20 protein-coding genes and 1 pseudogene are annotated in these 26035 nt (G+C 71.4%); 10 read left to right on the top strand and 11 right to left on the bottom strand.

Annotated features, from left to right (window positions below):
• Together StrepF001_RS35500 and StrepF001_RS35505 are read right to left on the bottom strand one after the other, a co-directional pair.
• Nucleotides 1-585: Uma2 family endonuclease (locus StrepF001_RS35500; RefSeq protein ID WP_129802294.1), on the bottom strand; the 585-nt coding region annotated here is incomplete at its 3' end.
• A gap of 131 nt (nucleotides 586-716) precedes the next feature.
• Nucleotides 717-1808 carry a mechanosensitive ion channel family protein gene (locus tag StrepF001_RS35505; RefSeq protein WP_240797818.1) on the bottom strand — a complete coding sequence of 364 codons (1092 nt, stop codon included), beginning with the start codon at nucleotides 1806-1808 and terminating at the stop codon, nucleotides 717-719.
• Nucleotides 1809-2191: 383 nt separating this feature from the next.
• Here StrepF001_RS35505 and StrepF001_RS35510 point away from each other — a divergent pair, with 383 nt between their 5' ends.
• Nucleotides 2192-2728, top strand: a complete 537-nt coding sequence (locus StrepF001_RS35510; RefSeq protein WP_086843133.1) for an HNH endonuclease — start codon at nucleotides 2192-2194, stop codon at nucleotides 2726-2728.
• A gap of 115 nt (nucleotides 2729-2843) precedes the next feature.
• Here the strand turns inward: StrepF001_RS35510 and StrepF001_RS35515 are convergent, their stop codons facing one another.
• The 3 genes from StrepF001_RS35515 to StrepF001_RS35525 are packed head-to-tail and all read right to left on the bottom strand — an operon-like array spanning nucleotide 2844 to nucleotide 5448.
• Complete coding sequence (locus StrepF001_RS35515; protein ID WP_240797819.1) at nucleotides 2844-4223, bottom strand: FtsX-like permease family protein; 1380 nt, start codon at nucleotides 4221-4223, stop codon at nucleotides 2844-2846.
• Nucleotides 4220-4918 carry an ABC transporter ATP-binding protein gene (locus StrepF001_RS35520; RefSeq protein WP_129802296.1) on the bottom strand — a complete coding sequence of 233 codons (699 nt, stop codon included), beginning with the start codon at nucleotides 4916-4918 and terminating at the stop codon, nucleotides 4220-4222. The genes StrepF001_RS35515 and StrepF001_RS35520 overlap by 4 nt, the downstream gene beginning before the upstream one ends.
• On the bottom strand, nucleotides 4915-5448 hold the full coding sequence (locus StrepF001_RS35525; protein WP_129802297.1) for a PadR family transcriptional regulator: 534 nt from the start codon (nucleotides 5446-5448) through the stop codon (nucleotides 4915-4917). The genes StrepF001_RS35520 and StrepF001_RS35525 overlap by 4 nt, the downstream gene beginning before the upstream one ends.
• Before the next feature lie 230 nt (nucleotides 5449-5678).
• On the opposite strand from StrepF001_RS35525, the gene StrepF001_RS35530 reads away from it, so the two are divergent.
• From StrepF001_RS35530 to StrepF001_RS35540, 3 genes and pseudogenes are all read left to right on the top strand, one after another.
• Nucleotides 5679-5951, top strand: coding sequence for a hypothetical protein (locus tag StrepF001_RS35530; protein ID WP_129802298.1), 273 nt, complete (start codon nucleotides 5679-5681; stop codon nucleotides 5949-5951).
• Nucleotides 5952-8037, top strand: a pseudogene (malQ, locus tag StrepF001_RS35535) (4-alpha-glucanotransferase).
• Nucleotides 8038-8106: 69 nt separating this feature from the next.
• Nucleotides 8107-8382 (top strand): hypothetical protein, encoded by a 276-nt coding sequence (locus StrepF001_RS35540; protein ID WP_129802299.1) that lies wholly within the window; start codon nucleotides 8107-8109, stop codon nucleotides 8380-8382.
• Between the two features lie 131 nt (nucleotides 8383-8513).
• Here the strand turns inward: StrepF001_RS35540 and StrepF001_RS35545 are convergent, their stop codons facing one another.
• Nucleotides 8514-9092 (bottom strand): TetR family transcriptional regulator, encoded by a 579-nt coding sequence (locus tag StrepF001_RS35545; RefSeq protein WP_129802300.1) that lies wholly within the window; start codon nucleotides 9090-9092, stop codon nucleotides 8514-8516.
• A 129-nt stretch (nucleotides 9093-9221) separates the two neighbouring features.
• Between StrepF001_RS35545 and StrepF001_RS35550 the strand changes: the two genes are divergently transcribed.
• On the top strand, nucleotides 9222-10682 hold the full coding sequence (locus tag StrepF001_RS35550; protein WP_129802301.1) for an FAD-dependent monooxygenase: 1461 nt from the start codon (nucleotides 9222-9224) through the stop codon (nucleotides 10680-10682).
• 84 nt (nucleotides 10683-10766) lie between these two features.
• Here StrepF001_RS35550 and StrepF001_RS35555 read toward each other — a convergent pair whose 3' ends face one another.
• Together StrepF001_RS35555 and StrepF001_RS35560 are read right to left on the bottom strand one after the other, a co-directional pair.
• Nucleotides 10767-11948, bottom strand: coding sequence for a PqqD family protein (locus StrepF001_RS35555; RefSeq protein ID WP_206307038.1), 1182 nt, complete (start codon nucleotides 11946-11948; stop codon nucleotides 10767-10769).
• Between the two features lie 28 nt (nucleotides 11949-11976).
• The gene (locus tag StrepF001_RS35560) at nucleotides 11977-13155 is read right to left on the bottom strand and encodes a ThiF family adenylyltransferase (RefSeq protein ID WP_129802371.1); all 1179 of its coding nucleotides are present in this window, start codon (nucleotides 13153-13155) and stop codon (nucleotides 11977-11979) included.
• 255 nt (nucleotides 13156-13410) lie between these two features.
• Between StrepF001_RS35560 and StrepF001_RS35565 the strand changes: the two genes are divergently transcribed.
• Entirely contained in the window at nucleotides 13411-14664 is a 1254-nt protein-coding gene (locus StrepF001_RS35565) for a M14 family zinc carboxypeptidase (RefSeq protein ID WP_129802303.1), read from the top strand.
• A 30-nt stretch (nucleotides 14665-14694) separates the two neighbouring features.
• Here the strand turns inward: StrepF001_RS35565 and pepN are convergent, their stop codons facing one another.
• The gene (pepN, locus tag StrepF001_RS35570) at nucleotides 14695-17277 is read right to left on the bottom strand and encodes an aminopeptidase N (protein ID WP_129802304.1); all 2583 of its coding nucleotides are present in this window, start codon (nucleotides 17275-17277) and stop codon (nucleotides 14695-14697) included.
• A gap of 148 nt (nucleotides 17278-17425) precedes the next feature.
• On the bottom strand, nucleotides 17426-18457 hold the full coding sequence (locus StrepF001_RS35575) for an aspartate-semialdehyde dehydrogenase (protein ID WP_129802305.1): 1032 nt from the start codon (nucleotides 18455-18457) through the stop codon (nucleotides 17426-17428).
• Between the two features lie 250 nt (nucleotides 18458-18707).
• On the opposite strand from StrepF001_RS35575, the gene StrepF001_RS35580 reads away from it, so the two are divergent.
• Complete coding sequence (locus tag StrepF001_RS35580; RefSeq protein WP_129802306.1) at nucleotides 18708-19244, top strand: sigma-70 family RNA polymerase sigma factor; 537 nt, start codon at nucleotides 18708-18710, stop codon at nucleotides 19242-19244.
• 1 nt (nucleotide 19245) lies between these two features.
• Nucleotides 19246-19968: a hypothetical protein gene (locus tag StrepF001_RS35585; RefSeq protein ID WP_129802307.1), complete on the top strand. Its 723-nt coding sequence runs from the start codon at nucleotides 19246-19248 to the stop codon at nucleotides 19966-19968.
• Nucleotides 19969-20025: 57 nt separating this feature from the next.
• On the opposite strand, the gene StrepF001_RS35590 is transcribed toward StrepF001_RS35585, so the two are convergent.
• On the bottom strand, nucleotides 20026-23316 hold the full coding sequence (locus StrepF001_RS35590) for a S8 family serine peptidase (protein ID WP_129802308.1): 3291 nt from the start codon (nucleotides 23314-23316) through the stop codon (nucleotides 20026-20028).
• A 213-nt stretch (nucleotides 23317-23529) separates the two neighbouring features.
• Here StrepF001_RS35590 and StrepF001_RS35595 point away from each other — a divergent pair, with 213 nt between their 5' ends.
• Nucleotides 23530-23985: an NUDIX hydrolase gene (locus StrepF001_RS35595; protein ID WP_129802309.1), complete on the top strand. Its 456-nt coding sequence runs from the start codon at nucleotides 23530-23532 to the stop codon at nucleotides 23983-23985.
• A 237-nt stretch (nucleotides 23986-24222) separates the two neighbouring features.
• Entirely contained in the window at nucleotides 24223-25992 is a 1770-nt protein-coding gene (locus StrepF001_RS35600; RefSeq protein ID WP_129802310.1) for a TIGR03767 family metallophosphoesterase, read from the top strand.
• The last annotated feature ends 43 nt before the right edge of the window (nucleotides 25993-26035 follow it).

Genomic DNA, 26035 nt, shown 5'->3' on the forward strand with positions numbered 1-26035 from the left:
GTACGGGGCGGGGAGGGGGAGCGGGTCGCCGAGGTCGACATCGGACTCGTTGTCGTAGTAGGCCTTGGCGGGGTCGTCGCCGGGGAGAATGGGGTCGGTGTAGCAGTGAGCCGTCTTGGTGTTGCGGTTGATCAGTACGTAGACGGGAACGCCCGCGGCAGCGTAGGTGCGGAGTTTGGGGCCGGTGTCCGCCCAGTGATTGGACGACGTGACCTCGGCAACCAGGGAGATCATGTCGACGGGGTACCAGCCCTTGTGGGCCTTGCGGTACGACTCGTCGAGTTCGGACGCCCTGCGGCGGCGGACGTAGAAGTCGGGGATGAGCAGGGCCATGGTGCTGCCGTCCTTGTGGGCGGCGCGATATCCGTTGCCCATGCCCACGAGGCGGAATCCGGCCGCACGGAGCTGGTAGCTCAGTTCGTAAGCGCCATGGTTGTGGCTGTCGTTGGCTTGCGGCGGCACGATGACCGTCCCCTCGACATACTCCGGTCGAATCGGCATCGGCGATGCCTCTTCGAGCGCAATCAACAGGTCGATGGGGTCCACCTGCGTCATCACCGGCTCCATGATCGGTTCGGCGCTCATCGGTTCTCCTTGCCACGCTGTTGCCAGGCTACGCCCGCGCTGGGTGCCCCGACAGAACGGTCGGGCATCCGACGCCCACCCAGCGCCGGATGCCCGACCGTTCACTCGAACGAGTGTGCTGAACCGTTCCGTTACTTCGTCACGCTCGGCGGCGTCAGCGGCGTGGCCGCCTGGGCCTGCGGGGACGTCGTGTTGGCGTAGGCCGACGGAGCCGCCATGCCCGCCGTCGGGTCGCTGTCCGCTTCCGTCTCCTGCTGCAACGGCAGACCGCCGACGATGCGGATGCCCTCGCTGTCGAAACGGCGCTTGATACGCCAGCGCAGCTCGCGTTCGACGGTGAGGGACTTGCCCGGCATGGTCCTGGCGGAGACGCGGACGACCATCGAGTCGAGCAGGACGCTGTCCAGGCCCAGGATCTCGACCGGGCCCCACAGCATCTCGTTCCAGGGGTCCTCCTTGCTCATCGCCTCGCCGACCTCGGTGAGCACGGCCTTGACGTGGTCGAGGTCCTCCGAGGGGCGGACCGTGACGTCGACGCCGGCCGTGGCCCAGCCCTGGGAGAGGTTGCCGACGCGCTTGACCTCGCCGTTGCGGACGTACCAGATCTCCCCGTTGTCGCCGCGCAGCTTGGTCACGCGCAGGCCGACCTCGACGACCTCGCCCGAGGCGACGCCCACGTCGATGGAGTCGCCGACGCCGTACTGGTCCTCCAGGATCATGAACACGCCGGACAGGAAGTCCGTGACGAGGTTGCGCGCGCCGAAACCGATCGCGACGCCTGCGACACCCGCGGACGCCAGCAGCGGCGCCAGGTTGATCTCGAAGGTGGCGAGGATCATCAGGCCCGCGGTGCCGAGGATCAGGAAACTCGCCACCGAGCGCAGCACCGAGCCGATCGCCTGGGAACGCTGCCGGCGGCGCTCCACGTTCACCAGCAGACCGCCGATCGCCGTACCGTCGACCGCCTGCGCGGTGCGGTTCATGCGGTCTATCAGCTTGGTGATCGCCCGCCGTACCGCCACCCGCAGCACCGTCGCGATCACCGCGATCAGCAGCACCCTGAGGCCGATCGCGAGCCAGGTCGACCAGTTCTCCTCGACCCAGCCGGCGGCGTTCGTGGCGCTCTCCTGGGCGTCCTGGAGAGAGGGAACGGACGGGGCCGTCTCCGACGGGGACGGCGACGGCGACGAACCGGCGGCGAGCAGGTCCGAGAAGGGCGACACAGCAGGTACCTCCAGGTGCAACGGTCCGCCCCCGGTACGGCGGTCAGAGTTCAAGGCCGTGAACGTGGTCGAGGTCACGGAAAGGTCACCGGGCGGGCGGATTCACCACACTATCGGGGCATCGTGTGGGGATCGTTGCGATGTTCGAGGGAGAGACGGCGTCCCCGTGGGGATGAACAGACCAGACGAACACCAGGTGGGACGAGCAGTGACACCAGGAGGGGGAATGAAGTGGTCGTGATCCGGGGGAGGAATCGGATGTGGTCGAAAACACTCCCAGCCCGTTACCGGGACATGGTGGCGCTTTCACCAGGCATGAGGGGAGACTGACTGCAGATCGTCCCGGCGCGAGCCACGCGCCGCCGGCGTACAAGGAGGCATCCGTGCCGCACGTCCTGGTCCTCAATGCGTCGTACGAGCCGCTCGGCGTCGTACCGCTCCGCCGCGCGCTCGTCCTCGTCCTCGAGAACAAGGCCGTATGCCTCGAGGAGTCCGGCGCCTTTATGCACAGCGCAACCGTCACAGTCCCCGCACCCAGCGTGGTCCGGCTCAAACGATTCGTCCGGGTTCCCTATCGGGGACCCGTTCCGTTGACCCGTCGGGCGCTGTTCGCGCGCGACGGGGGCCGGTGCATGTACTGCGGTGGCGTCGCAACCAGCGTCGACCATGTCATTCCGCGCAGCCGCGGGGGCAAGCACGTCTGGGACAACGTGGTGGCCTCGTGTCGCCGTTGTAACCACGTGAAGGCCGACCGACACCTGTTCGAGATCGGCTGGCGGCTGCGCCACAAACCCGCTCCGCCCACCGGTCTGGCCTGGCGCATCATCGGCACCGGCCATAGGGACCCGCGCTGGCTGCCGTACTTGCAGCCGTACGGCGCGGATGACGCCTTGGCCCGGATCGACGGCATTTCCGCCTGACGATCCGGGCCTTCGCATACCTGGCGTACGTGTGCGTGCGTGCGCCGTGATGCCGGCCCCGGGGGTCCCCAGTGCCCCCGGGACCGGACGGCTGGTCCCAGCCGGACGGCTGCTCTCACACGTACCGCAGCTCCGCCGGCCGCACCGACCGCCGCAGCAACGGCAGGGAAGTGGCCGCCGCGAGCAGGCAGCACATGTACACCGCGAGCGGCACCAGCAGCGCCGCATACGGCACGTTATGCGTCGTGTACTCCGTGGTGATCGACGCGTACCAGACGCCGATTGCCATGCCGCCCGTGCCCGCCACGAGGACCGCGGGCGCCAGTGGCAGCGCGCTCTCCAGCAGCAGCGCCCGACCCAGCACCGCGCGCGGCACCCCGGCAGCGGCCTGTGCGGCCAGGCCCTGGCGGCGACTGGCCAGGGACTCGGCGGTGCCGACGGCGAGAGCGGACAGCACGATCACGAGGCCGACGGTGATCGCCGCCGCCGTCAGGTCCAGGCCCGTCGTGTAGAACTCCATGTCCATGCCGAGCTGGCCGACACTACGCATCCCCCTCAGATCGGCCAGCATCACCTGCCGTACCCCCACGAAGCCGGTGCCCACGACCGTCACCAGCAGCACGGCCGCATGCGTACGGGCCGCCGACCACGGATCGTCCCGCAGCCGTTCCGCCGCGATCAGCCCCGCCGCGCTATGCGCCCGGTCGGCGAGGACGCGTCCCAGCAGGCTCGAAGACCAGCCCGACAGCCACACCGCGGCGGAGCCGACCAGCAGGACCAGGGCGAACACGGTCAGCGGGACGAGCGCGAACCCGAAGAGTGGGTTGGCGGTGAACGGCGTCAGCAAGGTGACCAGCGCCAGCGCCGTGAACAGCAGCGTCGCCACCAGCAACACCCGCCCCGGGCGCTGTGCGGGTCGTACCCGGCGCACCCAGCCGAGCGGCGAGGCCACCACCCGGCGCAGCGCCAGCGCGCCCACCGCCGTACCCAGCATCGGTACCCCCAGAGCGACCGCGACCATCCCCGCCCAGGCGAGGGCGGACGGGCCGGCCCAGTAGGACAGCAGGATCGGCACCGCGACCGCGGCGGCGAGCATCGAGCCCAGCAAGCAGGCCAGTCCTGTCTCCAGCGCGGCGATCCGGCGCACCTGCCACGGCGTGGCCCCGGCCAGCCGCAGCCCGGCCAGTCGCCGGTCTCGGTGCACGGCGCCGATGCGCGCGGTCTGGCCGAGGAAGCCGAGGACGGGGACGAGGAGAAGCAGCAGGCTGAAGACCACGCCGTGGCGCTCCCCGGGGTTGTCCAGCAGACCGTGCGCCACCCCGATCGCGTAGTGGCCGTCCAGCGAGGCCAGCACCACGGCGGCCTGCGCGAACCCGGTCGCGAGCGCCGCGCCGGCCACGGTGAGCCCGACCCGCCACCACTCACGCCGGTCGGAACCCCGGGTGAGCCGCCAGGCGAGCCGTACGTCGACGGAAATCCCCGCAGCGCTGCTCACGCCGTCACCCCCACCGGCGCCAGGGCGCCGTCGCTCAGCCGCACCTCGCGGTCCGCGTACGCCGCCACCTGCGCGTCGTGCGTGATCAGCAGCACCGCCGTGCCCGACTCGCGGGCCGTGTGCACCAGGGCCGTCATCACCTGCTCGCTCGCCAGCGAGTCCAGCGCCCCCGTCGGTTCGTCGGCGAAGACGACCTTCGGGCCGGTAATCAGGGCCCTGGCCAGCGCCACTCGCTGGGCTTGGCCGCCGCTCATCTCGCCGGGCCGCAGCTCCTCCTGACCGCGCACCCCGAACCGCTCCAGCCACTCCCCGGCCGTCGCCTGGGCCTCCTGGCGGCGGACGCCCGCGAGCAACAGCGGCAGCGCCACATTGTCCAGGGCCGTCAGCTCGGGGATCAGCTGCCCGAACTGGAAGACCACGCCGAACTCCGTGCGCCGCAGCTCGCTCAGCCGCTTCTCGGGCAACTGGTCGAGCCGCTCCCCGCCGTAGCTCACCGAGCCGGCGTCCGGGCGGACGATGCCGGTCAGACAGTGCAGCAGCGTGGACTTTCCGCTGCCGCTCGCGCCGGTGACGGCGAGGATCTCCCCGGCGTGCAGCTCGACGGAGGCGCCGCGCAGGGCCTGCGTTCTGCCGTGCGCCTTGACGAGGTCGCGGGCCGCGAGCAGCGGCACCGCGGTTCCCCCCTTGTTGCTCATGCTGTGTCGACCTCCGCGGTCAGGGTGGTGAGCCGGGCCGCCGTGGTCGTCATCCAACGGAGGTCGGCGTCGAGGTGGTTGAGGGCGTAGTCCGCCGAGAGCACCGTCGCGAGGTCGGCGCCGTGCGCGGTCTTGACCGCCGTGAGTTCCCGCATCCGTTCCATGTGGGCGGCGCGCTGGGCGCGCAGATAGGCCTCCGGGTCACCGCCGGACAGGATCGAGACGACGACCTTGGCGAAGATCTCGTTCGTCACGAACGGCGCGGGCGGCGCGATCTCCCCGGCCCACTGGGCCAGTTCACGCGCTCCGTCCTCCGTCGAGCGGTACGTCGTCCGCTCCGGGCCGCCGTCCGAGTCGGTGCCCTCGATCTCGGCCAGGCCGTCGCGGACCAGGCGCTGCAAGGTCGTGTAGACCTGCCCGTAGGCCAGCGGACGGGCCTGCGGGAAACGTTCGTCGTGGCGTCGCTTGAGGTCGTAGCCGTGGCTCGGCCCTGCGGCGAGCAGCCCCAACAGGATGTGGCGGGTGCTCATGCGGATCATTATGCACTGAGTACATGTACTGAGTGAATAGTGATCGATGAGAAGGCCTCTCGGCGGAAACAGAATGTGACGAGAGGCACGTTGTTCCTTTCTGTACGTCTGGCGTCGCGCCTGCCGGGTAGGGCTGCGATAACCCGCCAGGGCCTGGCCGGCGAGAACCGCAGGGCAGGCCGCAAGCCGTAAGTCGTCGTACTCGACGGCGCACCGACAAGGAGGCCCCCGTGGCCGCAGCATCGGCACACCTTCTGCTCTCGGCCCTCTCCAAACCCGAGGCGTCCGGTGAATACGAGGCGCACGCCTGTGTCTTCAGCGCCGAAGGCGCCTGCGCCGAGACCCCGCTCACCAGCGAGCCGCCGTTGCCGGACGCCGAGCAGCCCCTCACCAGCGAACCGCCGCTCGCCGATGCGGCGCCCCTGAAGAGCGAGGCGGCCTTCGATGCCGGCGAAGCGGCCTTTGGTCTGGACATTCCGGACCTGGGCTCCCCGAGGCCGTAGATGACAGCGCAGCGGTCGGCCGAACTCCCCGCCGAGGATCTGTCCCGGCTCGCCGAGTTGCACGGCGTCGCCACCTCCTACCAGCCGTCCGCGGACCGTACGGTCACGGCCTCCGCCACCGCACTCACCCGCGCCCTGGCCGCCCTCGGCGTCGACGCGAGCACGCCCGGGGCCGTCGGTGCCGCGCTCGCCGCGCGTGAGCGGGAGCTGCGCGAGCGGCTGCTGCCGCCGACGGTGGTGTGCTGGAGCGGGGACGCGCCCGAGGCGCTGGCCGCGCTGCCGTCCGGCACCCGGCTGCACATCGAGACCGAACAGGGCGAGACCCGCGCCGCCGCCGACCGACTCCCGCCCGGGGTCCACCGGTTGACCGCCACGGCTCCCGACGGTCGTACGGCGCACAGCCACCTGGTCGTCGCCCCGGCCTGTCTGCCCGCACCCTCCGGACGCTCGTACGGCCTCCTGGTTCAGCTCTACTCCCTCCTCTCCCGCCGTTCCTGGGGCATGGGCGACCTCGGTGACCTCGCCGAACTCGCCGCCTGGGCCGGCCGGGCGCTCGGCGCCGGATTCGTGCAGGTCAACCCGCTGCACGCGGCCGTACCCGGACCCCCGGCCGACCCCTCCCTACCGCCCTCTCCGCCGCTTTCCCGACCCCGTGCACCTGCGGGTCGAGGGCGTCCCCGAGTTCGCGTACGTCGAGGACCGCGAGCGCGTGCGGGCGCTGCTGGAGCGGGCCGGGCGGCTGCGTGAAGCGGTGCTGGAGAAGGGGGCGTTGATCGACCGGGACGCGGTGTGGGAGGCGAAGCGGGAGGCGCTGGAGCTCCTCCACGAGGTGCCCCTCGGCCCCGGCAGGCACGCCGCCTACTGCGACTACCTCGCCGAGCAGGGCCAGGCACTGGAGGACCACGCCACCTGGTGCGCCCTGGCCGAGGTGCACGGCCCGGACTGGCAGCGATGGCCGGAGGGGCTGCGGGATCCACGGTCGTCCGAAACCGCCCGTGCGCGGGGGGAGTTGATGGACCGGGTCGATTTCCACTGCCGTCTCGCGTGGCTCACCGACGCCCAGCTGACTGCCGCCCAGCGGGTCGCGCGGGAGGCGGGGATGCCCGTCGGGATCGTGCACGACCTCGCGGTCGGGGTGCATCCCGGGGGCGCGGACGCCTGGGCGCAGCAGGAGTACTTCGCGGCCGGGATGTCGGTGGGGGCGCCGCCGGACGCCTTCAACGCCCGGGGCCAGGACTGGGGGCTGCCACCCTGGCGACCGGACCGGCTGGCCGAGTCGGGGTACACGCCGTACCGCCGTCTGCTGCGGGCGTTGTTCCGGTACGCGGGTGCGCTGCGGATCGACCACGTCATGGGGCTGTTCCGGCTGTGGTGGGTGCCGCAGGGGCAGCCGCCGACGGAGGGGACGTACGTCCGTTACGACGCCGAGGCCATGCTTGCGATCCTGGTGCTGGAGGCCTCCCGCGCCGGAGCGGTGGTGATCGGGGAGGACCTCGGAACGGTGGAGCCGGGTGTGCGGCAGACGCTGCGCTCGCGGGGCGTGCTCGGCACCTCGGTGCTGTGGTTCGAGCGGGACTGGGACGGGGACGGGCGTCCCCTGCCGCCGGAGTCCTGGCGTGCCGACTGCCTCGCCACCGCGACCACGCACGACCTGCCGCCGACCGCGGCCCGTCTCAGCGGGGAACACGTCGAACTCCGCGATCGTCTCGGCCTGCTCACCCGCCCCCTCGACGTGGAGCGCGCCGAAGCCGCCGCCGACACCGGCGAATGGCTGGCCCTCCTCACCCGGCTCGGCCTGCTGCAGGGTACGGGTGGCGGTCTCGGTACGTCGGAGGAGGAGGCCGAGGTCCAGGCCGTCCACCGTTTCCTGCTGCGCACCCCCGCCCGGATGATCGGCGTATGGCTGCCGGACGGGGTCGGTGACCGGCGCCCGCAGAACCTTCCCGGGACGTGGGACGAGTACCCGAACTGGCGGCTGCCCGTGGCGGACGCGGAGGGGAGGCCGGTGACGTTGGAGGAGCTGGCGGGGTCGGCGCGGCTGCATGCGTTGGTCGAGGTGCTGCGGGGGAACGCCGGGCGGTGTTGATCAGCCGGCGCCGGTCTCATAGGGCACCCCGGACGCGCGTATCAAACCGGCGTTGGATACGTTGGCACCGTGGACAAGAAGAACGCCCTGCGCGCCGGCGCCCTGGCTGCCGGTACGACGCTGATGATGCTGCTCATGACGTCCCCCGCGCTCGCGCTCACCCCGGACGACGGTGACGACCCCGGCACGGGCCTGAGCGTCATCGAGACGCTGGGGCTGTTCGTCATTGCCCCGCTCGCGCTGTTCGCGGTCATCGCCGGGCTGGTGATGGTCCTGGACAAGTCGCACAAGCAGAAGGACACGACCAGCACCAACATCACGACCAAGGCCGGCTCGAAGGCCTGACGCAGGGCTCCGCACGAGCCCGCCGCGCACCTCCCGAGGGCGCCGTCCCCGTCGTCGTACGCACGCGCACAGCGCTGTACGCCGACGGGAACGGCGCCCTCGGCATGTTTCCGTGGACGTGACTCAGGGGCTCACGGGCTCGGTGCGGTGAGGTAGCGCTGGAGCGTCGGCGCCAGCCAGGCCACGATCTCCTCGCGGACCAGCGCCACGACCGGCGGAAGCCGCAGGACGTAGCGGGTGAGCGCCAGCCCGAGCACCTGCGTCGCGCAGAGTGCGGCCCGGGTCGGTACTTGTTCCGGGTCGGGGCAGACATGGCGCGCGGTCGGCAGCAACTGGTCCCGGAAGATGCCCTGCATCCGCTCGGCCCCGGCCTGGTTGGTCACCCCGACCCGGAGCAGGGCCGTCAGCACCTCGTTCTCCTCCCACATGTCGAGGAAGTGCGTCACGAGAGCGCGGCCGACGTCGTGGCGGGGGAACGCGCCGAGGTCGGGCATCTGGAGATCGATGGCGACGGCCGCAGCGAAGAGGCCTTCCTTGTTGCCGTAGTAGCGCATCACCATCGACGGGTCGATGTTCGCGTCCCTGGCGATGGCCCGGATGGTGGCCCGCTCGTATCCGTCGGCGGCGAAGCGCTCGCGGGCGGCGTCGAGGATGGCGGTGCGGGTTGCGTCGGAGCGGCGGGAGGCGGGCTTGGAGTCGCTGTCGTTCATGCCAACAAGCGTAGGCCAACATTCGTAGGCCAACAAGTGTTGACACTGCTAGGTGTAGCGCCCTACGGTTGCCAACAAGTGTTGACCAACAAACGTTGACCAACGAGCGTTGGCATTCCGGAGGTCAAGATGAACGGCAATCTCGGAACCAGCACCCCCCGCTCCGTCATCGTCGTCGGCGCCGGCCCCACCGGCCTGCTCCTGGCCGGTGATCTCGCCGCCGGCGGCGTTCCCGTCACCCTCCTCGAAAGGCGCCCCCACAAGATCAGCAACCTCTCCCGCGCCTTCGGCGTGCACGCCCGCACCCTGGAGCAGCTCGATGCCCGCGGCCTCGCCGACCCGCTGATCGACACCGGCGCCACCATCACCGAACTGCGTCTCTTCCGCCGCCTGGCCCTCGACCTGGGCACGCTGCCGTCCCGCTTCCCGTTCCTGCTCATCACCCCGCAGTACGAGGTCGAGCGGCTGCTGGAGCGGCGGGCGCGCGAGCTCGGGGTCGAATTCGCCCACGAGAGCGAGGTCGTGGGGCTGCGACAGGACGACACCGGCGTCGACCTCGACGTACGCGGTTCGGACGGGACGGTCGTGACCCACCGCGCGGCGTACGTCGTCGGCGCGGACGGTCACCGCAGCGCCGTACGGGAGGCGATCGGCCTGCCGTTCCCCGGCGTCTCCGTCATCAGGTCTCTGATCCTGGCGGACGTCCGGCTCGCGCAGCAGCCCGAGGGCGTGCTCACCGTCAACGGCGAGGGCGACGCCTTCGCGATGATCGCCTCCTTCGGCGACGGCTGGTACCGCGTCATGGGCTGGAACCGTCGCCACGAGGTGTCCGACGACGCCCCGCTCGACCTCGACGAGGTCAAGGAGATCACCCGCCGCGCCCTGGGCACCGACTACGGCATGCACGACGCCCGCTGGCTGTCCCGCTTCCACAGCGACGAGCGCCAGGCGCCGAAGTACCGGGTCGGCCGGGTCTTCCTCGCCGGCGACGCCGCGCACATCCACTCCCCGGCCGGCGGTCAGGGCATGAACACCGGACTGCAGGACGCGGCCAACCTCGGCTGGAAGCTCGTCGCGGCCGTCCAGGGCTGGGCGCCGGAGAGCCTCCTGGACACGTACGAGGCCGAGCGCCACCCGGTCGGCAAGGCGGTGCTGCGCAGCAGCGGCGGGCTGGTCCGGCTGGCCCGCGCACAGAGTCCCGTACTGCGCGCCGCACGCACCCTCGTCTCGGCCTTCGTCAACCTGGCCCGCCCCGCCCAGCGCAAGGCCCTGGCCCAGATCTCCGGCCTCGGCTACAAGTACACGGCTCCCCGCGGCTCCCACAGCCTGACCGGCACCCGCATCCCGGACGTCGCCCTCAAGAGCGGCCGCCTCTACGAGGCCCTCCGCGGCGGCCGCTTCGTCCTCATCACCCCCGCCGGGTCCTACGAGGAGTCCGGAGACCGCGCGAACCGCCTGAACGTGGAGAGCTGGGCAGGCGACCGGCGTACGACCGTCCTGGTCCGCCCCGACGGCTACGTGGCCTGGGCGGCGGACAACGCGGACGCCACGGCCGTGGAGACGGCCCTGACCGCCACACTCGGACGCTGAGCGCTCTGCCACCCACTCTCGGCCTGTCGGACCTGTGCGGGACGCGGCCCGCACAGGTCCGACAGGCCGAAAACGCCAGGAGCCCTAGGGGACGCGGTGCCGGGCGCGGTTGCGCCACCATGTGCGCGCCCACAGCACATGGACCCCGCCGAGTGTGACGACGACGGCCACCGCGTCCAGGCGTTCCCACACGGAGTGGCCGGGGCCCAGACCGGCCGCCACCGCACGGGCGAACAGCGTCACGTCCGCAGGCAGGGTCACCGTCGCCAGGAACGCCAGGCACAACGTGGTGCCGACGACGAGCACCACGCTGTACACGCGGACGGCCCGCCGTTCATGGGCGGGCAGCGCACGGCTGGGGTCCTCGCCCTTCGTACGGGTGCGGAACACCCGGCGGGCCGCGTACTTCGCGTACGCCACCCCGTCCCCGTACAGATCCCGGCAGCGGGTCAGATCCTGCAGGACGAAGTACAGGTCGGTGCGCATGAAGACCATCAGCTGGAAGGGGAGCGGGAGCAGGGCCAGTAGGGTGAGGGCGGCGAGGACGCGCTGGGCCGTGCCGTCCACGGCGCCCGCGGCCAGGGCCGCGAGCGCGGCGACGGCCAGGTTGGTGGCGATCCCGGCAAGGTAGGCGGTCAGGCGGTGGCGGCGGGGCGCGAGTTCGATCCCGCTGATGTCGGTCTGCATGACCAGGAACTGCAGCCGGGTGCCCAGCCGTATCCGTCCGGGGACGCCGGTCGCACGGGCCGTCAGCAGGTGCGCGCACTCGTGCAGCAGGAGCAGCGACCAGCCCGCGGCGGCCCCGAACGCGATGACGGCACTCCCGTGCGAACTCCACAGCAGCGTGCGGTAGTTCAGGGACACGTCCGGGCGGGCGAGCAGGGTCGTCGCGAAGAGGACGCCGAGCAGGACGGGCACAGCGGGGCTGAGCGTCCAGCGGACGTGGCGGGGACGGATCCGGGCGAGGCTGGGCCTCGGCACAGCGGGCGACGCAACCTCCCGGCCGTCCACCTCCGCCACGAACCCCAGGTCGACGAGTGCCTCGACGAACTCCCGTACGTCGATGTCGTCGCCCGTCTCGGCCCGCAGCCGCTCGGTGACCTCGTCGGTGGTGAGTCCCTGCCCGAGCAGGTCGAGGGCGCGCTTGCCGATGCCGGGCAGCGCGACGAACCGGCCGGTGGCCATCCGCCCGACGATCCACTCCTCCCCGTCGGGGCGGGAGTCGAGCTCGTGCAGGCGTACGCGGCCGGCGGCCCCTGCGGTCACGGCCGCCCCCTGTCCCGCCACCGCCCCCTCACGGTGCCTCGCCGCACGCGGGGCAGTCCAGTCGCCGCGGAAAACGCTGCACGATCGGGTCGCCCGGCATCATCAGGTTCACGCCGAACCGGAAGCCGGGCTCCAGTGCGGGCACACCACTGAGCAGGGACAGGGCCGCGTGGGCGAGCAGGGTTCCGGAGAGGCCGGCGGTGACCGCGGTCGCCGGGTTCCACGGCATTCGGGGCGAGGCCACCTCCTCGTCCTGGCCGGGCGCCAGCCGCAGCTCGCGCCGCTCGGCCTCCCCGGCCCGAAGGCACTCCCAGCAGGCGCCCCGTCCGGGGACGTACACACCGGTCGTCACCAGGGGGCCGCGGTAGCCGGCGTCCACCCACGGGAGCCCCGCGGCCAGGCACACACGGTTGGCTGAGCGACGGATCTCGGCGGGACGGTCGGCGGCGAGGACGAGGAGGTCGTACGGACGCGACTCCCGTTGGCGCCCTTGGCCGTCTTCAGTGCTCACTCCTCTCCCGAGCAACTCCGCCAGGTCCGCCGACCCGCACACCTCCCTCCTCTCCCCGGTGACCTGTACGTCGGAGTTCAGCGCCCGCAATGCCTCCACTGCCGCGTCCACCTTGGGGCGGCCGATGTCCGGTTCACGGAACAGGGGCTGGCGGTTGAGGTTGGAGAGCTCCACGACGTCGGGGTCCACGCAGTGCACATGGCCGACGCCGGAGGCAACCAGGCTCTGGGCCGCGTATCCGCCGGTGCCACCGACGCCCACGAGCAGGACGCGGGCCTCGCGCAGCCGGAGTTGTGCCTCCCACGGGCTCGCCCGCGGCCCGAGATCCATCCAGCGCAGCAGCGGTACGCCCCGGCTGTAGCGCTCGCGCTCCCGCTCGGGCAGGGGCACGGACGCGCCCGCGTCCTCGACGAACCCGGCGGCGAACAGATCGGCCACAGCCTGCCGCACGTCCTCGGCCGTCAGCCCGGACTGCTCACCGTTGCCCGCCTCGGGACGCTCGCCGCCGCTCGGTCCGGGATGTACGCCGAGCACCCGGTCCACCACCTCGGACAGACCTCGCGTCCCGTCCATCGCCCGGACCAGGGTCCAGACCCAGCCCTGCGGGTCCGCGATCTCCGCGCCTATGCCGTGGACGACGCTGCCGACGCGGACGTTGCCGTCGACGGTGCGGTACGGCCGGTGCTCGGGCTTGATCCGGGGCCGGCTCAACGCTTCCACCACGACCGTCACACGTGTCCCTTCGCCTCGACCACTTGTCCGTTTACGTCCTTGACACTCTGGACCGTCGAGTCGAGGGTTGACAAGGCCGTGCCCCGAGTGCGGTGTAACGCTCAACAACCCTGCTGACCAAAGGAGTTGACGTGACTACGAAGATCGTGATCCGTCCGTTGGACAAGAAGGAGACCACCGGGGACAGCAACTCCCAGGGCGCCTGATCGGAGAGCCGGCGTGCGGACATCGTTGTATCCGGCTGTTGCCGACCTGGAACGGCAGGCCCGCGCGCTGGCCGCCGGGGCGCCCGGGGTGGTGCGCCTGAGTGCCGTGGGCGAGAGCCGCGCCGGGCGCCCGCTGTGGCTGCTGTCCGCCGGGCACGGGGAGCGGCAGATCCTCACCGTGGCCGGGGCGCACGCCAACGAACCGGTGGGCGGGGCCTCGGCGCTCCGTCTCGCGCGGGTGCTCGCACGCCGGCCGGAGGAGCTCGAACGGCTCGGCTGCACCTGGCACTTCCTGCTCACCCTCGACCCGGACGGGGCGCAGCTCGCGCACGGCTGGATCCCTCAGGAGCCGACGCCGTCCCTGGAGGAGTGCCACCGGCACTTCTACCGGCCCGTGTTCGCCCGTCAGCCGGAGTCGCTGCCCGCGCACGGCGAGGACCGGCAGCCCCTGCCCGAGTCGGCGGCCCTCGTGCGGCTGCTCGACGAACTGCGTCCCGTGGCTCAGTTCACCTTGCACGGCATCGAGTTCGGCGGCGCCTTCACCATGCAGACGCGCCAGGTCTCCGGCGCCGCGCGCGCCTTCCGGGAGACGGCGGCGCGGCTCCGTATCCCCCTCGACGACCACCCCTGCGACGGCCCCGACTGGCACCCGGAGCCGCCGGGAGTCCTGGTGCTGCCGGGTGACCGCACCGGAAGCGAACGTGACCCGAGCGGCTTCGTCGCCGAGAGCACATGGCTGTACCCGCGGCGGTACGGCACCCTGACCGCCCTCGTCGAGGCGCCCGCCTGGAGCGTCCCCGCCGTGAGCGACCCGCGCCCGGCCGACGCCCCGGAGCGGGAGCTCGTACGGCTGGGTGAGGTGCTGCTCGGCCGCACCCGCGAGCTCACGGCCGTACTCGACGGGCGGGACACGGCCGTCCCCGACGACCTGGCGCCCCTGCGTGACGCGGCCCTCGAACTCATCGGCGTGGCGCCCTCGGTCGTCGAGACCTGGGCCACGGAGGAACTCAGCGGCTCCCGGGGCCACTTCGCGACCCTTGGCATCGCCGCCCGCCGCCTCCCGCTGCGCGCGGCGGCCATGATGCGCCGCTCCCTCGCCCGCACGGCCCCCGAGACCGCCGACGCCCTCGGCGACCTGGTGCGCGAGTGGTGCCAGGAGCTCGACAAGTCGTACGACCTCCAGTGGGTGCCCGTGGCCGCGCAGACCGGACTGCATGTGCGCACCATGGTCGACCTCGCCCGCCGGGTGTGCGAAGGGGGCGGGTGACCGGCCCGGTCACCCGCCCCCTCGCACCGGCTACGCGGCCGCCGCGTCCGCCGCCTGGGCCTTCAGCGCACGCTCGATGCCCGCGCGCGACTCCGAGACGAGCCGGCGCAGGGCCGCGTTCGGCTCGGCGGAGGACAGCCAGGCATCCGTCTTGCGCAGGGTCTCCTCCGAGACCTGGACCGCCGGGTACAGGCCGACCGCGATCTGCTGGGCGATCTCGTGCGAGCGGGACTCCCACACGTCCTTGACCGACTCGAAGTACTTGTCGGTGTACGGGGCGAGCAGCTCACGCTGGTCGGTCTGGACGAAACCGCTGATGACCGCCTCCTGCACGGCGTTCGGGAGCTTGTCGGAGTCCACGACCGAGGCCCAGGCCTCCGCCTTGGCCTCCGGCGTCGGACGCGCGGCCCGCGCGGTCGCCGCGTGCCGCTCACCCGCTGCCGTCCTGTCCCGCTCGTACTCGCCCGCGATCTCCGCCTCGTCGAAGCGGCCCACCGCGGCCAGGCGCTGGACGAACGCCCAGCGCAGCTCCGTGTCCACGACCAGGCCCTCGATCGTCTGCGAACCGTCCAGCAGCGCCTCCAGCAGGTCCAGCTGCTCCGGCGTGCGCGCGGTCGCCGCGAACGCCCTCGCCCACGCCAGCTGGTGGTCGCTGCCCGGCTCGGCGGCCCGCAGGTGCGCCAGCGTGGCGTCGGTCCAGCGGGTGAGCAGCGCCTCGCGGGCGGACGGTGCGGCGTACAGGTCGATGGCCAGCTTCACCTGCCGCTGCAGCGACTGCACGACACCGATGTCGGACTCCTTGGCGATGCCCGACAGGACCAGGGAGAGGTAGTCGCGCGTGGCGAGCTCGGCGTCGCGCGTCATGTCCCACGCCGACGCCCAGCACAGCGCCCGTGGCAGCGACGCCGAGAAGTCGCCCAGGTGCTCGGTCACGAACGCCAGCGACTGCTCGTCCAAGCGGACCTTGGCGTACGACAGGTCGTCGTCGTTGAGCAGGATCACCGCGGGGCGGCGCCGGCCGGTCAGGTGCGGTACGGCGGTCAGCTCACCGTCGATGTCCAGCTCGATCCGTCCGCCGTCGTCGTCCCGGATCAGCTTGCCGCTGTCCTCGTCGAGGTCGTACAGGCCGACCGCGATGCGGTGCGGGCGCAGGACCGGCTCGCCCTTGGCGCCGGCGGGCAGGGCGGGGGCCTCCTGGCGGATCGCGAAGGACGTGATGACACCGTCGGCGTCCGTCTCGATCTCCGGGCGCAGGATGTTGATGCCGGCGGTCTCCAGCCACTTCTTCGACCAGGTCTTCAGGTCGCGTCCGGAGGTCTCCTCCAGGGCGCCCAGCAGATCGGACAGGCGGGTGTTGCCGTACTCGTGCCGCTTGAAGTAGGCCTGCACGCCGCGGAAGAACGCGTCCTCACCGACGTAGGCGACGAGCTGCTTCAGCACGCTCGCGCCCTTGGCGTACGTGATGCCGTCGAAGTTGACCAGCACGTCGTCCAGGTCGCGGATCTCGGCCATGATCGGGTGCGTGGACGGCAGCTGGTCCTGCCGGTACGCCCAGGTCTTCATGGAGTTGGCGAACGTCGTCCACGCGTGCGGCCAGCGCGACTCGGGAGCGGCCGCCTGGCAGGCGATCGAGGTGTACGTGGCGAACGACTCGTTCAGCCACAGGTCGTTCCACCACTCCATGGTGACCAGGTCGCCGAACCACATGTGGGCCAGCTCGTGCAGGATGGTCTCGGCGCGCATCTCGTACGCCGCGTCCGTCACCTTCGACCGGAAGACGTACTGGTCGCGGATGGTCACCGCGCCCGCGTTCTCCATCGCGCCCGCGTTGAACTCCGGCACGAACAGCTGGTCGTACTTCTTGAACGGGTACGCGTAGTCGAACTTCTCCTGGAACCAGGCGAAGCCCTGCCGGGTGACCTCGAAGATCGCGTCCGAGTCGAGGTACTCGGCGAGGGAGGGCCGGCAGTAGATGCCCAACGGCACGCTCTGGCCGTTCTTCTCGTACACGCTGTGCACGGAGTGGTACGGGCCGACGATCAGGGCGGTGATGTACGTCGAGATCCGCGGCGTCGGCTCGAAGGCCCAGACGTTGTCCTTGGGCTCGGGGGTGGGCGAGTTGGAGATGACGGTCCAGCCCTCCGGCGCGCGCACGGTGAACTGGAAGGTCGCCTTCAGGTCCGGCTGCTCGAAGGACGCGAAGACGCGGCGGGCGTCGGGGACCTCGAACTGGGTGTAGAGGTAGGCCTGGTTGTCGACCGGGTCGACGAAGCGGTGCAGGCCCTCGCCCGTGTTGGTGTACGCGCAGTCGGCGACGACACGGAGGACGTTGCGGCCCTCCAGCAGGCCCGGCAGGGCGATCCGGGAGTCCTTGAAGACCGCGGCAGCGTCGAGCGGGTCGCCGTTGAGGGTCACCTCGTGGACGGTCGGGGCCTCCAGGTCGATGAAGGAGTCGGCGCCGTTCTCCGCGACGTCGAAGCGCACCGTCGTCACGGACCGGTAGGTGCCGCCCTCCTGCGCGCCGGAGAGGTCGAGATCGATCTCGTACGAGTCAACGGTGAGCAGCTTCGCCCGCTGCTGCGCCTCTTCGCGAGTCAGGTTTGTGCCAGGCACGCGGTCATCTCCTCGTTATGTGTCGGTTGTGCCATCCTTCCACGGGACCTGCACGGAACGCGATGTTCGTTTACCGCCGGTGGGCGGAGCGGACAGAGGGGCGCCCACCGATCGAGCGGTGGGCGCCCCTCTGGCGTGTCGGCGGCGCCTACGCGCTCAGCTCTGCCGCCACCAGCTCCGCGATCTGCACCGCGTTCAGCGCAGCACCCTTGCGGAGGTTGTCGTTGGAGACGAACAGGGCGAGGCCGTTGTCCACCGTCTCGTCGCGGCGGATGCGGCCGACGTAGGACGGGTCCTGGCCGGCGGCCTGGAGCGGGGTCGGGACCTCGGTGAGGGCGACGCCGGGGGCGCCGGCCAGCAGCTCCTTGGCCCGCTCGACGCTGATCGGACGGGCGAAACGGGCGTTGACCTGGAGCGAGTGGCCGGTGAAGACCGGGACGCGGACACAGGTGCCGGAGACCTTCAGCTCGGGGATCTCCAGGATCTTGCGGGACTCGTTGCGGAGCTTCTGCTCCTCGTCGGTCTCGTTGAGGCCGTCGTCCACGATCGAGCCGGCGAGCGGGAGGACGTTGTACGCGATCGGCGCCACGTACTTGTCCGGCGCCGGGAACTCGGCCGCCGAGCCGTCGTGGGTGAGCTTGGGTGCGTCCTCGCCGACCTTCTTGACCTGCTCGAACAGCTCGTCGACGCCGGCCAGGCCGGAGCCGGACACCGCCTGGTAGGTGGCGACGACCAGGGCCTGGAGCCCCGCCTCCTCGTGCAGCGGCTTCAGGACCGGCATCGCGGCCATCGTCGTGCAGTTCGGGTTGGCGATGATGCCCTTGGGGCGGCTCGCGATCGCGTGCGGGTTCACCTCGGACACCACGAGCGGCACCTCGGGGTCCCGGCGCCAGGCGGAGGAGTTGTCGATCACGACCGCACCCTGCGAGGCGACCTTCTCGGCCAGCGCCTTGGAGGTGGCGCCGCCCGCGGAGAACAGCACGATGTCCAGGCCGGTGTAGTCGGCCGTCGACGCGTCCTCCACCGTCACACCGTCGAGGACCGTCCCCGCCGAACGGGCCGAGGCGAACAGGCGCAGCTCGGTGACCGGGCCAAGAGAATTCGATGCAGCCCGCTCGGCGAGGATCCTGCGCATGACCGTGCCGACCTGACCGGTGGCTCCGACGATTCCGACCCTCACGGCGACTCCTTTACCTGGCTTGCGGGGCGCCCCGTCCCTGACCGGGGGCCTTTCCATCATGCGGGGCACCTGGGCCCCTGTGTCCAATTCTTTGCCCTTGTGCCCGAGGAATGGGACACCCACCCCGTCGGCGTCGGCTTTCCTGCGTGAACCTCCTCTCAGTTTCCGGACAGGTGTGACGTACGCCACAAATGGAGTCGAACGTTCCGGCCCGCATCCGCGTCATAGAGGAAACGCGGCGAGGGGAGGGGTGGCTGTGCTGCGCAGAAAGACCCGCCGCGACCAGGGGGGCGACGCCCAGGACGACCCACTGGACGCGGCGCAGGAGCGCCGGGTGCGAGCGGTGCTCGCGCTGGGCGGGGTGCCGCAGGCGGACCTGCTGGACGGGGTACAGCAGGTACGCCTGCGGCTGCTGGAGCGGGCGGCGAGCGGCCGGGAGGCGCCGCGGGACGTGTCCGCGTGGGCAGCGGTCGTCGCCTCCAACCTCGCCATGGACTGGCACCGGGCCAAACGCCGCCAGGAGCGGCTCGGCGAGCGGCTGGCCGCCCTGCGCCAGCCCGCGCACCCCTCCGGCGAGGACACCAGCGTGCTCTCGGTCGCCGTCGCCCAGGGCCTGGACGAGCTGCCCGACGCCCAGCGGCAGGTCCTCGTGCTGCGTTTCTTCGCCGATCTGCCGGTGCGCGGGATCGCCGAGGAGCTCGGCATCCCGGAGGGCACGGTCAAGAGCAGGCTGCACACGGCGGTACGGGCTCTGCGCGCCCGCCTGCACGAGGACGAGGTGGTGTGACGTGACCGCCGAGCACAACACGCACGACGGAACCGGCGGACTGGACGCACTGCTGGCCGCGATCACGGACGAGCCGCTCCCTGACGAGGCCCGCGCCGACGCCGCCTTCATGGCCGAGCACCGCTCGGCGACTGCCGACGTGGCGCTGCTGCGGGAACAGCTGGAGGTCATCGGACGGGTACTGACCGAGCCCGCGAAGCCGAAGGCCCCCGAACCCGTCCCCGTACGTCCGCGCCGGCGCCGTCCCTTCGCCCTCGCCCTCGGTGCCGTCGGAGTGGCGGCGGCCGGTGCGATGGTCGTGGGCATGGGCTGGCTGCTCGTGCAGGCCGGGGGCGGCAGTGGGGACGACGCCGGCGCAACCACCGCCGACAGCGCACAGTCGGACTCCAAGGACGCCGGCCCTCTGGGCTCCCCGGCCTACCTCGCCTGCGCCCGCCTGGTCGCCGAGGGCGACGTGACGGACGTCCAGCCGGTCCCCGGCGAACGTCAGGAACGCATCACCCTGGACGTGACCCGCTCCTACAAGCCCGCGAAGGGCGAGGACGAGGTCACCTTCGTGATCCGGACGAGCGCGGGTCTCGACGAGGGCGACCACCTCCTGGTCGCCATCCCGCGCGGGTCCGCGTCCCCCGACTTCTGGGTCGTCGGCGAGCGCGACATCGCTCCCCAACGCCAGGCCCTCACCCGGACGCTGCCCGAGTCGCGGACCACGGCCTGCGAATAGCACAAGGAGAAGGGCGGGCGTCCCCGGACGCCCGCCCCTCGGTTCAGCCGCAGTCGACTACGGCGTGACCTTCTCGATCTTCACATTGCCCACGCCCGCGACCGTGCCGCGCGCGTTGACCAGCTGGACCTGCCCGAAGAACTCACGTCCCTCGGGCGCGGCCGCCAGGGCGGTGACGCTGCCGGAGACCGTCGTGGAGTCGCCGGTGCCGAGCTTCACCGGCGACTCGTCGACGGTGACGGAGCCCAGGGCGGCGGAGAAGAACACGTCCTGGTAGTCGTACGCGGTGGAGCCGGCCGGCACCGAGTAGCCGACGACCTGGACGGTGTACGTACCGGCGGCCGGGGTGGCGATCGAGACCGCCTCTTCCGAGTCGCCGTCGGCGGCGGAGCCGACTTCCTCGCCGGACGCGTCGTACACGTACAGGTCGAGGTCGGCGGACGCGTCCGAGACGTTGCCGATGGCCACGTCGAGCGAGGTGGCGCCCTGCGGAACCTCGACCGTGGTGGTCTGCGTGGCGCCCTGCGCGATGGTCGGGCGGGTGGTCTTCGACGAGCCGAGCGGGCCGCCGGCCAGCTTGCCGTCGATCGCGGCGTAGCCGTTGGTCACCTTCCAGGAGGCGGCGGCCGGGGTGCCGACCTTGGCCTCGGGCACGGTCACGGTCTCCGGGTCGAAGGCCGCGCCGAGGACGGTGACGTCCAGCTTGTAGGGGTTGTCGAGCAGCGGCGACGTACGGCGCGACTCGACCTCGATCTCCCAGACGCCCGGCTGCGGGTCGGCGTACGAACGCACGCCGGGCTTGCAGCCGTTGCCGTCGAGGTAGTTGTTGTAGCAGAAGGGGGTGCCGGTGTTGTCGACCGGAACGCCGAACGGGTGGATCGCGATGAACCGGGTCTGGCTCTTGTCCTTCAGCCCGCCGATCGCCACCTCCAGCGACTTGGCGCCCTCGGGCACGGTCACGAAGTACGACTTGGTGCTGTTGCGCTGCACCGAACCCGACGCGGAGTAGGTGTACTTCAGCGGCGCCGAGACCACGACCGTGTTGAGGACCTGCTTGTCGACGCCCTCGGTGCGCGGGTCGTCGACCTCGAGGATCGCGCTCTTGAGGCCGGCGGACTTCGGCGCGGCCTGCACCTTGACGGTCACCGGCTGGTTCAGCGGCAGCCGCACCTCGTCGGAGCCGACGATCCGGAACGTGCCGCCGGCGTTGTTGTCGAAGTCCAGCTCGTGCCGGATGGCACGGTCGGCGCCGGACGTACGGGTGAGGGTGATCTCGTACGTCTTCTTCTGACCGGCCTTCAGACCGCCCTCACGGTCGTAGAGGCCCGTGCCGTAACCCGGCGTCTTCAGCGCCCAGTCGATCGCGGTGTCGACCGGCGCCTTGACCGTGTACGTGTGGGCGGTGGCGCCGTCGCGGATGGCGTCCCAGGCGTCCACGATGTCGATCAGGCCCGCGCCCTCCTCGTAGGCCTGGACACCGCTGATGTGGTCGGCGGTCGAGGTGAGCGCCGTGCGCAGGGTCGCCGGGGTGAGGTCGATGCCCTTCTGCTTGGCGGCGGACAGCAGCAGCGCGGAGGCGCCGGCTGCCTGCGGGGAGGCCATCGAGGTGCCCTGGAGCATCGAGTAGCCGGCCGGGAGCTGGTACCCCGCCTCGGCGACCGGGCCGCCGGGCGACCAGGTCTGGGTGGTGTTGATCGCTGCGCCGGGCGCGGACAGCGTCGGAGTGAAGCCGCCGTCCTCACGCGGGCCGCGCGAGGAGAACGGCATCATCGCGTACCGCTTCTCCACCTTCGAGCCGTAGTTGGCCGCCCACGTCTCCCTGGAGATGGTCGCGCCGACCGAGATCACCTTGTCGGCGAGGGACGGGTCGCCGATGGTGTTGGCGCCGGGGCCGGAGTTGCCCGCGGAGATCACCAGCTGGACGCCGTACTCGTCGATCAGGCGGGTGTAGAGCTCGGCGCGCGCGTTGTTGCCGTCGTTCAGCGCCGGAAGACCGCCGATCGACATGTTGACGATGTCGACGCCCCGGTTGACCACGAGGTCGATCATGCCCTCGGTGAGCGCGACGTTGGTGCAGCCGCCGGACCAGGTGCAGGCGCGGGAGGAGACCAGCTTCGCGCCGGGCGCGGCGCCGTTCATCTCGCCGCCGAACAGGCCGTTCGCGGCGGTGATGCCGGCGACGTGGGTGCCGTGCGAGCCCTCGATGACGCCGATGCTGACGTAGTCGGCCTTCGCGCCCGCGGCGTTGTGGACGACGTCCCTGCGGATCTCGACGACGAACGGGATGCGCTCGACGACGTCGGTGGCCGGGTCGTCGGTGCCGAAGTAGCCGACCTGGAAGCCGTCCTTGTACGGCTTCATGGCCTGGTCGTCGGTGAAGTCGAGGTCGTCGTCGAGGTCGACGCGGGCCGTGCCCGAGGCGGCGTCGTACAGCACGCCCCAGACGTCCGTCTTGTCGCCGTCGCGGTTGAGGTCGCCGGCCATGTCGCCGCCGGTGGTGGCGGACTCGGAGAAGTAGTTGAACTTGTAGGTGCCCTCGGGCGCCTTGAACGTCTCGGTGCCCAGTGACTCGGTGGTGATCGAGAACGTCGGGCCGGAGACCGAGGTGGTCATCTGCCGCCAGGTGCCGTCCGCGTCGGTGACCGGGTCGGTGGCGGTCACCCAGTCGACGATCTTGCGCTCACCGGTCGTGGTCTTCTGCAGCGCCGGGTGCCCGAGGTCCACGCCCGAGTCGAGGATGCCGATGGTGATGCCGCGGCCGTCCGCCTTCGGGTGGTCCTCGACGAACTCGACGGCGCCCGTCTCGAAGGAGGGGTTGTACGGGTTCTCGGCGGGGGTCTTCTTGCCGGGGGCGGGATACGTCCCCGTGGCACCGGCCTCTGGTGAGCCGTTCGGCGCCGGGTCGTCCAGCGGGATTTCCTCGCGCAGGTCGATGCCGTGCACGGAGGACAGCTTCACGGCGGCGGCAATGGCCGCGTCCGCCTTGCCGGTCGGGACGGTGGCACGGACGTAGCCGAGCTTGTCGTGGGTACGGCCGACCAGGCCGCCGTCGACCGAGTCGAGCTGCTCGGCGACCTGCTCGGTCCGGCCGGGGGCGGTCGCGACCATCATCGTGACGCTCTTGGCGCCGTCGGCCTTGGCCTCGGCGAGCAGATCGGCGTCGTCGGAACCGAGCTTTTCGTGGGCGGACTTGACGCCCGGGTCGGCTGCCGCCGGGGTCTGGTCCGCGGCGAGGGCCACGGGTATCGGCCCGGCCGCGGAGAGTGCGGCCACCAGACCGGCGGCCACGGCGATACGGGCCACGCGTCTCGCGCCCGATATCGGATCGCTCTGGGAGGAGGGGGTCATCGGCATCCTTGTTGGTAAAGGAACGAGACAGTCCGGAATTTGGTCCCGGACGACCGCTCAGCCTTACGCAAGGGGCGCATGTTTGGGGAGGGTTGACCGAATCGCAATGGATGCATGGGGAAAACCCGCGATGCGCATGCAGGGGCATATGGAGCGAGCGGAACTTTTCGGGTGTCGGTCGGCATTCCCGGTTCCACGGGTTAACGTCCCTGCGTGCGTAAGAAGCTGAGGGTGGCGGCCTACGCCATATGCGTCCGCGACGGCCAGGTCCTGCTCGCCCGCTCCCCGGCACCCGACGGCACTCCCGAGTGGGTGCTGCCCGGCGGCGGCATGGAGCACGGGGAGGACCCGTACGACACCGTCCGCCGTGAGGTGCGCGAGGAGACCGGCTACCGCATCGAGGTCACCGGCATCCTCGGCGTCCACTCCCTCCACCGCACCTTTCCCGGCCGCCGCTTCCGTCAGGCGACCGACCACCACGGCGTACGCCTCGTGTACGAGGGGACGGTCGTCGGCGGCGAACTGCGGCACGAGATCGGCGGTTCCACCGACATGGCCGCCTGGCACGAACTGGACGCGGTGGCCGCCCTGCGCCGCATCGGGCTGGTCGACCTGGGCCTGAAACTGTGGCGCGAGCGCCCGGCCGCGGGGCGGGTCGACCCGGCCTAGGGACAGGTGTGTTACCCCGTCAGATGAACGCCGAGTGACCGCTCACGGGCCGTTCGACAAGCGGCCGTGGGCGCGCAGGGTAGTCCAAGATCGACGTACGGTGATCGGCGCTGCCCGTTGGCGTCTCATTAACGCGCAGGTCATTCCCGGTGCCAACGATCCAGAGCGAGCGGGGGGTTCGCGACGCGGCCGTCCGCGACCACTGCCGACGCGTTCGCACTCGGGGAGAGAAGCGCCATGTCGCGCATACGCTCTGTCGCCAGCTCCGCCGCCTCCGCACTGGCGGTCAACCGCCGTACGGTCCTCGCCGCCGCCGGAGCGGTGTCCCTGTCCGCCGGCGTCGGCTACGCCCTGCGCCCCACCGACAGCGAGGCTGCGCCCGCTGCTGCAGCCCCTGAGGGCGAGGCGCCGATCGCGTCCTCCCGCAAGGCGCCCGTCGGGCCGCTCGCCCCGTACGCCCGCGGAACCACCCTCGCCACCGTCGCCGCGCCCCGCACCAGCTCCGGTTACCGCCGGCTCGGCGACGGCCCCGGCTGGCGACGTGTCGTACGCAACGAACTCGCCGCCCCCAAGTCCGGCCGCGGCGAACGCCGTACCGCACTCGCCGCGTTCGTGCAGCTGACCGACCTGCACATCATCGACGCCCAGCACCCGCTGCGCCTGGAGTTCCTGCGCTCCACCGACGTGCACGCCTGGCGGCCGCAGGAGCTGCTGACCGTGCAGGGTGCGGTCTCGCTCGTCGAGCGGGTCAACGCGCTGCGGGGCGCTCCCGTCACCGGCGCCCCGCTGCACTTCGCCATGACGACCGGCGACAACACCGACAACAACGCCCGCACCGAACTGGAGTGGTTCCTGACCGTCATGAGCGGCGGCCGCATCACCCCCGACTCCGGTGACCTGCGCCGCTACGAGGGCGTCCAGAACAGCGGCCTGAGGCAGTTCTGGCAGCCCGACTCCAGCGTCCGCGACGCCGACAAGGAACGCGGCTTCCCGCACCTCGACGGCTTCCTCGCCGCCGCCGTCCGCGAACTGCAGAGTCCCGGTCTCAACCTGCCCTGGTACTCCACCGTCGGCAACCACGACTCCCTCCCGCTCGGCTGCTACGGTCACGGCGACTCCTACCTCGCCGACTTCGCCGTCGGCGGCAGGAAGCTGATGAGCCTCGCTCCGGCCGAGGCGAAGAAGCTCCAGGACACCATCAAGCAGGCCACTGACCCGATCGGCACCCAGTTCCGCGACCTGCTCAAGGCCCACACCCGCGACCTGCGCCCCATCACCCCGGACGAGCGCCGCGCCCCCTACACCCCGGCCGAGTACGTCAAGGCCCACCTCGACCCCGCGTACACCGGCCCGGGTCCGGTCGGCCACGGCTACTCCACGGCCAACGTGGAGGCGGGCACCCAGTACTACAGCTTCCGCATCGCCGACGACGTCATCGGCATCAGCCTCGACACCACCGACCCCGGCGGCCACTACGAGGGCTCCATCGGCTCGGCGCAGCTGCGCTGGCTGGACCGCACGCTGCGCGAGAACAGGGACTCGTACGCGATCGTCTTCAGCCATCACACCAGCAAGACGATGGACAACCCGCGCCCCGACCCGGCCCGTCCGAACGAGCGCCGGCACAACGGCGACGACGTCCTCGCCGTGCTCGGTCGCCACCGCACCGTCCTCGCCTGGGTGAACGGCCATATCCACCGCAACGACATCACCCCGCACACCGGCTCCGCCGGGCACTCCTTCTGGGAGATCTCCACCGCCTCGCACGTCGACTTCCCGCAGCTCGCCCGGGTCATCGAGCTGGTCGACAACAAGGACGGCACCCTGTCGGTCTTCACCACGCTGGTGGAGTCGGCGGCCCCGCACCGTACGGACTTCACCGACCTCTCCCAGACCGGCCTCGCCGCCCTCTACCGCGAACTCTCCTTCAACGCCCCCGGCGCCCGCACCGACCTGGCCGGCACCTCACGCGACCGCAACACCGAGCTGCTGCTGAAGAAGGGCTGAAACCCGCCCGAGCAGGGCGCGGCCGGGTCATGCACGAGGAGGG

This window comes from Streptomyces sp. F001 (assembly GCF_004187715.1).
In the GTDB taxonomy this organism is placed as follows: domain Bacteria; phylum Actinomycetota; class Actinomycetes; order Streptomycetales; family Streptomycetaceae; genus Streptomyces; species Streptomyces flavusporus.

Bases quoted from the DNA above. Each gene is read 5' to 3' on its own strand.
- StrepF001_RS35525 (WP_129802297.1), bottom strand. From the start codon at position 5,448: ATGAGCACCCGCCACATCCTGTTGGGGCTGCTCGCCGCAGGGCCGAGC.
- StrepF001_RS35550 (WP_129802301.1), top strand. From the start codon at position 9,222: ATGAACGGCAATCTCGGAACCAGCACCCCCCGCTCCGTCATCGTCGTC.
- StrepF001_RS35545 (WP_129802300.1), bottom strand. From the start codon at position 9,092: ATGAACGACAGCGACTCCAAGCCCGCCTCCCGCCGCTCCGACGCAACC.
- StrepF001_RS35520 (WP_129802296.1), bottom strand. From the start codon at position 4,918: ATGAGCAACAAGGGGGGAACCGCGGTGCCGCTGCTCGCGGCCCGCGAC.
- StrepF001_RS35600 (WP_129802310.1), top strand. From the start codon at position 24,223: ATGTCGCGCATACGCTCTGTCGCCAGCTCCGCCGCCTCCGCACTGGCG.
- StrepF001_RS35590 (WP_129802308.1), bottom strand. From the start codon at position 23,316: ATGACCCCCTCCTCCCAGAGCGATCCGATATCGGGCGCGAGACGCGTG.